The organism is Verrucosispora sp. WMMD703 (assembly GCF_049178935.1).
Classification (GTDB): Bacteria; Actinomycetota; Actinomycetes; order Mycobacteriales; family Micromonosporaceae; genus Micromonospora; species Micromonospora sediminimaris.
Genome location: NZ_JBMHMM010000004.1, coordinates 6,396,734 through 6,404,269, shown reverse-complemented (window position 1 = coordinate 6,404,269; position 7,536 = coordinate 6,396,734). Strand labels below are relative to the sequence as shown.

Sequence of the window (7,536 nt, the reverse complement as noted above, 5' to 3'; positions counted from 1 at the left end):
CTGGTGCGCGGCCTCACCCCGGTTTCCCGTCTTGATCCCCGCTTGTGGAGGTGAGCCGTCATGACCGTGAGCGTCTTCGCTGCCGTTCGAGTGACCACCAAGAACAGCGCCGTTTGGCGTACCTGCCACCGCTGCGGCGGGCTCGCCCCGCTGGCACCCGACGAGCGTCACTGCCGCCCCTGCCGGCCCGTGTTGCGCTCTCGCCGTTCTGGAAGGAACCGATCGAAGTGATCACCCACCTCCCCACCGCCACCGCTGAGCCGACCGCTGCTGACCTGGCCGCGATCGACACCGAGTGGCCGCTGATCGCCGCTGAACTCGACGTGCTCGACGCGCAGATCACCATGCTCTACGCCGAGGACCACGGCGGCCCGACCGCGCTGGACTGGCGTCGGCTGCGTCGGGCTGAGGCCCGCGTGACCCGCGCCGCCGCCGAGGTGGCCGCCCGCAGCACCGATCCGCAGCGCGCGGCCTGATGTCCCGCATCCGCGCCGCCTACTACGACCCGGACGGGTCGCGGTACGGCATCCCGACGTTCTGGTGGCGCGGCGCACCGCCGGGCTACGCCACCCGCCGCCAGCTGCGCGCCGCCGGCCTATGCCCAGGTGGTCAGCCGATCGCCGCGCAGATCCTCTGGCGCGGCATCGGTGGCACCCGCACCGCCTACCTGTACCGCCTCGATTTGGCCCGGCCGAAGCGCACCGCCACCCCCGCGCAGCTACGCGCGATCCGCGCGGCGTTGACCGCCCGCCGCACCTGCCCGACCTGCCGAGTTGTCCGGCCCTACTGCATCCCGCGCTCGCTCGGCGAGTGCGTCGACTGCGCCTACCCGATGGAGGAAGCAGCATGACCGCCCCCACGATCAACGGCACGAAGTATCCGCAGCCGGTAGAGGCACTGCTGCCGGCCGCTCGCGCTCTGGAACTGCCGGACGGGCAGGAGTTCCCGTCGCGCAACCGGCTGATGCGCGAGTTCCGCATCGGCGCGCCGAAGGCCGATGACCTGCTCGCCCGGCTGCGGGCCGAGCACGCCGAGCGGACCCGTACCGACACCCTGCGCTCGGCGATGGCCGTTCGGGGTGCGCTGCTGGCACCGCAGACCGACATCGACACGCCGCCCGCGCTTCGGTTGGACTACGCCGAGCCGATCGGCTCGGACCCGGCACCCACCCCGGTCGTGCCCGAGCACGCGCCACCGCCCGCCGAGCCGGTGAAGATCCCACCGCCCGCGCCGCCCGCCGAGGCCACGACGGTCGGTCACCCGGACACGCCCACCCCGGCAGCGCCGGTCCGGCCGGTGGCCGCGTGGCCGGTGATCCTGCTGGCGCTTCCCGCGTTCGTGGCGATCTGGTCCGGGTGGGTCGGCCTCGGCGGACTCACCGGGTTCGGGGTGGTGCACCCGCTACCCGGTATCGCGGACGGATTCGCGATCAATACCGCCATCACCCTGCCGATCGGCGTGGAGACGTACGGCGCGTACGCGCTGTACGTCTGGCTGTCCGGCCGGGTACCGCACCGGGCGCGTGAGTTCGCGAAGTGGTCGGCCATCGCCTCACTGCTGGTCGGTGCGCTCGGCCAGGTCGCCTATCACCTGCTCGTGGCACCGCCGAACGGTGCGCCGTGGTGGATCACCACCGCTGTGTCGGTGCTGCCGGTGGCGGTGCTCGGCATGGGCGCCGCACTGGCGCACCTGGTGCGCTCGCACGACTAGTTCCGCCCGGCGGCACGGCCCCTGGCTTCCCAACCTGCGCCGTGCCGCCGGTCCCTCTGCTGATCCGTAGACCGTTGGAGGAACCCCCATCATGACTGCCCCTGATGATGACCGTTTCGACTGGCAGGCCGCCGAGCGCGACCTGAACGCCCCCGGCCCGGATGCCGAGGTGGTCGACCTGGACGCCGCCCGGTCCCGCCGTCAATCCGCCGCCCCCGACAACGACCCGGCCGAGGCCACCATCGGCCCGCGACTGGTTGACTCGCCTGCCGCGCAGCGGTCCCCGCGGTTCACCGTGGCCGGGTTGCAGGACGCGAAGCGTCGGCCCATCGTGCCTGCGTGGCTGCGTTCGCGGGCCGAGCTGCGCGACGCGGCCCGGTGGACGGTCGGTCACCTGTTCCACGCTGGCACCTATCACCTGACCCGTAGCCCGAAGTACGTCGGGAAGTTGGCGTGGCGTGCCCCGCGCGGCGCGTACCGCATCCTGACGGGTTGGGGTCGGTGGTTGTTCGACCTGCAAGGCGAGCATGTGCGGCAGGTGTTGGCGGACAAGGGCGACGCCGAGTTGTACCTGAAGGTGTCGCGGTTGCGTGACCAGCGGGTGCGGTGGCGTGGGTTCGTCACCGCCGCCGTGGTGCTCGGCGTGCTCCCGGCGCTGGGTATCGCCTACGCGCTCGCCCCGCCCGAGGCCCGGTATGCCACCCTCGCCGCGCTGCTGGCCGCGTTGGGTGCGTTGGGCCGTCCGGCGGACAAGCCGCTGCTCGACACCGCCGTGGTCGTTCCCCGTGTGCAGAAGCTGACCTCGGATGTGGTGGTGCGGGCGTTGGGCAACCTCGGCATCACCGGCATCAACCAGGCCATCTCCAAGGGCGACCGGGGCAAGGACTGGTTTCCCGCCCCGATCACCCGTGACGGCCCCGGCTGGCGCGCGGATGTGGAGCTGCCCAACGGCGTCACCGCCACCGAGGTCATCGAGAAGCGGGAAAAGCTGGCCGCTGGCCTGTCCCGGCCGCTTGGCTGTGTGTGGCCGGAGGGACAGCCCGAGGTGCACCCCGGCCGCCTCGTGTTGTGGGTGGGCGATCAGGACATGTCGAAGGCCCGTAAGCCGGTGTGGCCGCTGCTCAAGGCAGGGACGGTGGACCTGTTCCGGCCGCAGCCGTTCGGCACCGACCCGCGCGGCCGGTGGGTCGAGCTGACGTTGATGTTCATGGCGATGGTCATCGGTTCCATCCCGCGTATGGGCAAGACGTTCGCGCTGCGGGAGGTGCTGCTGATCGCCGCGCTCGATCCGCGTGCGGAGATCCACGCCTACGACCTCAAGGGCACCGGTGACCTGTCCGCGTTGGAGCAGGTCGCGCACCGCTACCGCGCCGGTGAGGAAGACGAGGACATCGAGTACGCGGTGGCCGGTATGCGGGAGCTGCGCGACGAGTTGCGCCGCCGCGCCAAGGTGATCCGCGACCTGCCCCGCGACCTGTGCCCCGAGAACAAGGTCACCCCCGAGTTGGCGTCGAAGAAGTCGCTTGGCCTGCATCCGCTGGTCATCGGGGTGGACGAGTGCCAGAAGTGGTTCGAGCACCCCGAGTACGGCAAGGAGTTGGAGGCCATCTCCACCGACCTCGTGAAGCGCGGGCCGGCACTGGGGATCATCCCCGTGTTCGCCACGCAGCGGCCGGATGCCAAGAGCCTGCCGACCGGCATCTCGGCGAACGCGTCGACGCGGTTCTGCTTGAAGGTGATGGGGCAGACCGAGAACGACATGGTGCTCGGTACCTCGCAGTACAAGCAGGGCATCCGGGCGACCATGTTCGCCTGGACCGACAAGGGCACCGGCTACTTCGTCGGTGAGGGAGCCGACGCGAGGATCACCACCACCGTCAACATCGACGGACCCCTCGCCGAGCGGATCGCCGCCCGCGCTCGCGCCGCCCGCGAGGCTGCCGGACGGCTGACCGGGCACGCGCTCGGCGAGCAACCCGCAACCGCCCCGGCGCTGTCGTTCAACCTGCTGGAAGACATCACCGCCGTGGTTCCCGCAAATGAGGCCAAGGTGTGGTGCCGCACCGTCGCCGCCCGCCTGGCCGAGCTGCGCCCGGACACCTACGGCGGGTGGGACGCCGAGCAGGTGACCGTGGCCCTCAAGCCGTTCGGCGTGAAGGTCGGCCAGACGTGGGGCACCGATCCGGACACCGGCAAGGGAGCCAACCGAGGCGGTTTCGAACGCGCCGCCATCATCGCCGCCATCGCAGAGCGTAACCGCAAACGGGACGCGAGCTAACCCGCGATCGGTCCTAGGTCTAGGACCACACGACTCCTAGACCTAGGACCACCCCTAGGACGGCATCCGAACCCTGATCAGGACGCTAGGAATCTAGCGGCCTCCACCGAACACACCCCGAAACCGGCCCTGGAGGCTGTCATGGACCCCCGCACCCTGCTAGCCACCGCCCCCTGCCTCACCCTCGCCATACTCACCCTCGGTTACCTCGCCGCGTGCGTGGTCGTCCCGTTCGGACGCTGCCGCACCTGCCACGGCACCGGCCGCAAACGCTCCCCGATCAGCCGCGCCGGGCGGGAATGCCGCCGCTGCGCGGGCACCGGACTACGGCTGCGCGTCGGCCGGCACGTCATCAACCACATCAAAGACGAGTACCAGGCAGGCAAGCGATGAACCGCCACCGCAGCGCCCGCGACGGTCACACCGGCTGGTGCGCCGGTGGCCACCGCTGCAACCTCGGCGAACACCGCTCCGCCGAAATCGTGGTCGACGCTGGTCACGCGCGGGCGGTGCTCGTGCGCGTGCGGTCCGCCGCCGGCCGCGACCATGCCGAGGTGCGCGTCAGGGTGGCGCTCGCCCCGACCGAGGTGGCCGCACGCCGTCAGTTGGTCGGCCTGCTCGGCGACGTGCGCCAGGCCGTCACCCGCGCGGCGATCGCGGCGCAGCCTCGGCCGCGTCGGGCCGCGTGATGGCCGGGCCGCGCCGCGATGGCGCTTCCCCTCGCGATGCCCGGCTGTCCGGGTTGGAAATCTGGCTGACCGGCACACCGGCCGAGCTAGACGCCGCCACCGCTGCTTTCACCGCCGCCGGGCACCACGTCGCCCAACGCGGCACCCGCCGCCCGCTGACCGGCGCTGATGCCGGTCGGTGCCGCCTCTACCTGCGGCTGTCCATCGCCACCGCCACCCGGCCGTTAGGCCGCACGCCGGACACCGGCGGCGCGGCGCTGCTCGACCTGGACACCGCCCGCCGCAAGACCGCCTGATCAGGAGAACTTCCCCATGTCTGACCTGCTCACCGCCGCGCTCGGCCACGCCGAACGCGGATGGCATGTTTTTCCGCTCCGTCCCGACGGCAAGCGGCCCGCCTTCCCTGACCATGCGGCCGACCGGTGCACCGGCCGTGACCCTCGCTGCCGTGCCGGACACGTTGGGTGGGAGGTCCGGGCCACCACCGACCCGGACCGCATCCGCCGCGCATGGTCTGCCCGCCCGTACGGCATCGGCATCGCGTGCGGGCCGTCTCGGCTCGTGGTGGTCGACCTCGACACTCCGAAACAGCCCGCCGAGGTGAGCCACCGGGACGGCCTGGTGGTGCTCGCCGCACTGGCCGACTCCCACCGGGCGACCATCGATCCGACCTACACCGTGACCACCGGCCGAGGCGGCACCCACCTCTACTACCAACACCCGGCCACCGGCCCGGCTCTCCGGAACACGGCCGGGACGCTCGGGCCGATGGTCGACACCCGCGCCGCCGGTGGCTACGTCGTCGCCGCCGGCTCGACCGTCGCCGCACGGCCCTACACCGTCGCCCTCGACGTCGATCCCGCGCCGCTGCCCGGATGGCTCGCCGACCTGCTCGCCCCCGCACCACTGCCGGAACAGCGGCCCGTGGTGGTCGACCTCGGCACCGGCCGGGCCGGTGCCTATGTGCGGGCCGCCATCGCCCGGGAAGTCGACCGGGTGACCGCCGCCGCGCCGGGCGAGCGGAACCGCAGCCTGTACGTGGCCGCCGTCGCGCTCGGGCAACTCGTGGCCGGTGGCGCGCTGACCGAGGATGACGCTCACAGCGTGCTGGAACAGGCCGCAGTGTCGTCCGGGCTGCGCACCGCCGAGGCGTATCGCACCGTCCGATCCGGCCTGACCGCCGGTGCCCGCCGGCCTCGGACGGTGGCCGCATGAGCGCCGCCCGTCTCCACCTCGTGACCACCGACCACCCGCACACCACCGCCGAACAGTCGCCGGCCGGGCCGCTGTGGGATGTTCCAGTGCCCCTGACCGGCCCCACCACCGCGCCGCCGCCGTTCCCGGTGGAGGTGTTCCCCCGCTGGTTGGGCGACATGGTGACCGGGGTGGCCCGGTTCACTGCCACCGACCCGGCGATGGCCGGCACCCTCGCCATGGCCGTGCTGTCCGCGTGCGCGGGTGGCCGGTTGGAAGTCGAACCGGTGCCCGGGTGGCGGGAGCCGGTGAACGTCTTCGCCGCCGTCATCGCCGGCCCCGGCGAACGGAAGTCCCCGGTGCATCGGGCGATGACCGCGCCTCTGTTCGCCGCTCAGTCGACGCTCGCTGAGGCGGCGCGGCCTCGGATCGCTGAGGCCGCCGCGTTGCGGGATATCGCCGACCGGCAGGCCGAGCAGGCGAAGACGGCTGCGGCGAAGGCCAGCGACCCGCACAAGCGCGACGAAGCAGCGGCCGAGGCCGTCGCCGCTGCCATCGCCGCCGAGGCCATCACGGTTCCGACCTTGCCGAAACTGATCGTGGACGACGCCACCCCGGAAGCGCTGATCGGGTTGATGGCCGCGAACGGTGGACGGATGGCGATCATCTCGGATGAGGGCGGGATCTTCGACACCCTCGCCGGCCGGTACTCCGGTGCGCCGAACCTCGACCCCTACCTGAAAGGGCATGCGGGTCAGCCGATGAGCAACGAACGGCAGACCCGCGAAGGCGCATCCGTCGACAAGCCGGCGCTCACGGTGTGCGTGATGGCGCAGCCGACCGTGCTGCGCAAGTTCGGCGGGAACGCCGACCTGGCCGGGCGTGGCCTGCCGGCCCGGTTCCTGTTCGCCCTACCCCGATCCCTGGCGGGGTATCGGCCGGTGGACACGCCGCCGGTGCCGGAGCAGGTGACCGCCGGCTACCGCCACCGGGTACACGACCTGGCCGCGACGTTCGCCGAGTGGCCCGACCCGAACGTGGTCACCCTCACCGACGACGCCGGCCGCGTGCGGCGGGCCGCCGCCGAGCAGGTCGAAGCCGAGCTACGGCCCGGCGGCACCCTGTACGACATGCGCGAGTGGGGCAACAAGCTCACCGGCGCAACGCTGCGGCTGGCCGGGCTGTTGCACGTCGCGCACCATCCGACCGATGCGTGGCTGCGACCGATCGACGCCGACCGGATGACCGACGCCGTACGGCTGGCCGAGTTCTTCGCCGCGCACTACCGGGCCGCCCTCACCGCCATCGGCACCGACACGGCGGTGGAGAACGCCCGGTACGTGCTCGGCGTGCTCACCGGCAAGGGCATGACGACGTTCACCCGCCGGGAGCTACACCGCCGGGTGTCCCGCCGGCTACCGAAGTCCGATGACGTGTCGGCGGTGCTCGCCGAGCTGGCCGCGCTCGGATGGGTCCGCCACGGCCCGGACGGACGCTACGAACTGCACCCACGCGCCACCGCCGACGAGTCCGGAAGCGTTGACACGCTGACACCCGACCCCGACCCCGACGTTTCCGCAGGTCAAGACATGCGCGAGGGTGTCAACGGGTCGCGTTGACAGCCGTTGACAGGCGTTGACAACCCACCGCCGGCCCGCCCGGTGT

General features: G+C 72.1%; 9 protein-coding genes. All 9 read left to right on the top strand.

Annotation, left to right across the window (positions count from 1 at the left end; all coding sequences use genetic code 11):
- Window positions 1-227: 227 nt before the first annotated feature.
- The 9 genes from ACN26Z_RS29785 (at window position 228) to ACN26Z_RS29745 (ending at window position 7,490) form a co-directional block, all read left to right on the top strand.
- Window positions 228-476, top strand: a complete 249-nt coding sequence (locus ACN26Z_RS29785; protein WP_421459565.1) for a DUF6284 family protein — start codon at window positions 228-230, stop codon at window positions 474-476.
- Complete coding sequence (locus tag ACN26Z_RS29780) at window positions 476-850, top strand: RRQRL motif-containing zinc-binding protein (protein ID WP_421459564.1); 375 nt, start codon at window positions 476-478, stop codon at window positions 848-850. Before ACN26Z_RS29785 ends, ACN26Z_RS29780 begins: the two co-directional genes overlap by 1 nt.
- Window positions 847-1,710, top strand: a complete 864-nt coding sequence (locus ACN26Z_RS29775; RefSeq protein ID WP_421459563.1) for an ABC transporter permease — start codon at window positions 847-849, stop codon at window positions 1,708-1,710. The genes ACN26Z_RS29780 and ACN26Z_RS29775 overlap by 4 nt, the downstream gene beginning before the upstream one ends.
- 91 nt (window positions 1,711-1,801) lie before the next feature.
- Window positions 1,802-3,988, top strand: a complete 2,187-nt coding sequence (locus ACN26Z_RS29770; protein ID WP_421459562.1) for a cell division protein FtsK — start codon at window positions 1,802-1,804, stop codon at window positions 3,986-3,988.
- A 141-nt stretch (window positions 3,989-4,129) separates the two neighbouring features.
- Complete coding sequence (locus ACN26Z_RS29765; RefSeq protein ID WP_421459561.1) at window positions 4,130-4,381, top strand: hypothetical protein; 252 nt, start codon at window positions 4,130-4,132, stop codon at window positions 4,379-4,381.
- Window positions 4,378-4,677: a hypothetical protein gene (locus tag ACN26Z_RS29760; RefSeq protein ID WP_421459560.1), complete on the top strand. Its 300-nt coding sequence runs from the start codon at window positions 4,378-4,380 to the stop codon at window positions 4,675-4,677. The genes ACN26Z_RS29765 and ACN26Z_RS29760 overlap by 4 nt, the downstream gene beginning before the upstream one ends.
- A 53-nt stretch (window positions 4,678-4,730) precedes the next feature.
- Window positions 4,731-4,973, top strand: coding sequence for a hypothetical protein (locus tag ACN26Z_RS29755; RefSeq protein WP_421459559.1), 243 nt, complete (start codon window positions 4,731-4,733; stop codon window positions 4,971-4,973).
- A 16-nt stretch (window positions 4,974-4,989) separates the two neighbouring features.
- On the top strand, window positions 4,990-5,892 hold the full coding sequence (locus tag ACN26Z_RS29750) for a bifunctional DNA primase/polymerase (RefSeq protein ID WP_421459574.1): 903 nt from the start codon (window positions 4,990-4,992) through the stop codon (window positions 5,890-5,892).
- Window positions 5,889-7,490, top strand: a complete 1,602-nt coding sequence (locus ACN26Z_RS29745) for a YfjI family protein (protein WP_421459573.1) — start codon at window positions 5,889-5,891, stop codon at window positions 7,488-7,490. The genes ACN26Z_RS29750 and ACN26Z_RS29745 overlap by 4 nt, the downstream gene beginning before the upstream one ends.
- The last annotated feature ends 46 nt before the right edge of the window (window positions 7,491-7,536 follow it).

What these genes read in the sequence shown, in the direction of transcription:
- ACN26Z_RS29745 (WP_421459573.1), top strand. Translation starts at nt 5,889, where the DNA reads ATGAGCGCCGCCCGTCTCCACCTCGTGACCACCGACCACCCGCACACC.
- ACN26Z_RS29780 (WP_421459564.1), top strand. Translation starts at nt 476, where the DNA reads ATGTCCCGCATCCGCGCCGCCTACTACGACCCGGACGGGTCGCGGTAC.
- ACN26Z_RS29770 (WP_421459562.1), top strand. Translation starts at nt 1,802, where the DNA reads ATGACTGCCCCTGATGATGACCGTTTCGACTGGCAGGCCGCCGAGCGC.
- ACN26Z_RS29760 (WP_421459560.1), top strand. Translation starts at nt 4,378, where the DNA reads ATGAACCGCCACCGCAGCGCCCGCGACGGTCACACCGGCTGGTGCGCC.
- ACN26Z_RS29775 (WP_421459563.1), top strand. Translation starts at nt 847, where the DNA reads ATGACCGCCCCCACGATCAACGGCACGAAGTATCCGCAGCCGGTAGAG.
- ACN26Z_RS29750 (WP_421459574.1), top strand. Translation starts at nt 4,990, where the DNA reads ATGTCTGACCTGCTCACCGCCGCGCTCGGCCACGCCGAACGCGGATGG.
- ACN26Z_RS29765 (WP_421459561.1), top strand. Translation starts at nt 4,130, where the DNA reads ATGGACCCCCGCACCCTGCTAGCCACCGCCCCCTGCCTCACCCTCGCC.